Raw genomic sequence first — 709 nt, 5'->3', positions numbered from 1 at the left:
CCCCCTGGCGCGTTCCTCCGGGTGACCGCCGTCTCAGATAGTAGGAAATCCAAGTATTCGTGCAGACACCGCCGGGCCGGGGCCGTACGGTGGTGGAAGCCGTACGGTGTGCCGCCCCTGTAGCCAGGGAGTTCGGCCCGTGCGCGCGTGTACGCCCGATGGGCAGGTGACCCCCGCCCGGTGTACCCCCCCTCCTCCCCACCGCCGCGTCCGTTCCCACGGCGCGTATCGAACCAAGGAGCCCCGGTATGCCCCCGACCGCCGACCGCCACGCCCCTTCCGCCCCCGCCGCCCCGCAGACCCGCGTCCCGCGCCGCCGCCGGGCCGCCGAGCGGAACCCCTTCGCCGCCGCGGCGCTCCAGCGCGCGCTCGACCGCCGCGACAACGGCGGCGTGACCGGCCACCACTGACCTCCCGGGCCGACGGCGCCGCGGTGGCGTTCATCCGCCGAATGCGCCGAACGGGCTGACGGAGTGTCACTCCAAGGGGTGCACCTTGCCACCGTTCGGGGGAGGTTGCTCGCCCCGACCGGCGCGATATTCCTAATTTGGGGCCCCCGGAAGGGTGATCGACGGCCGCACGGGCGGGCGTCAGCGGCACCGCGTGCGGATCATTCCCCCGGCCGGGGGAGAGGACCCCATGCGTCGCCCCACCGTCCGCCGACCGCTCACCCGGATCGGCCTCGCCCTGGCCCTGCTGGCCGGACCCG

1 protein-coding gene is annotated in these 709 nt (G+C 74.8%); it reads left to right on the top strand.

Annotated elements, in window-relative coordinates; all coding sequences use genetic code 11:
- Window positions 1-248 precede the first annotated feature (248 nt).
- A complete protein-coding gene (locus ABD308_RS05895) occupies window positions 249-410 on the top strand; it encodes a hypothetical protein (protein ID WP_344327926.1) in 162 nt (53 codons plus the stop codon).
- Window positions 411-709: the final 299 nt, after the last annotated feature.

This window comes from Kitasatospora putterlickiae, from assembly GCF_039527695.1.
Lineage (GTDB): Bacteria > Actinomycetota > Actinomycetes > Streptomycetales > Streptomycetaceae > Kitasatospora > Kitasatospora putterlickiae.
This window is presented reverse-complemented; position numbering and strand designations above follow the sequence as displayed.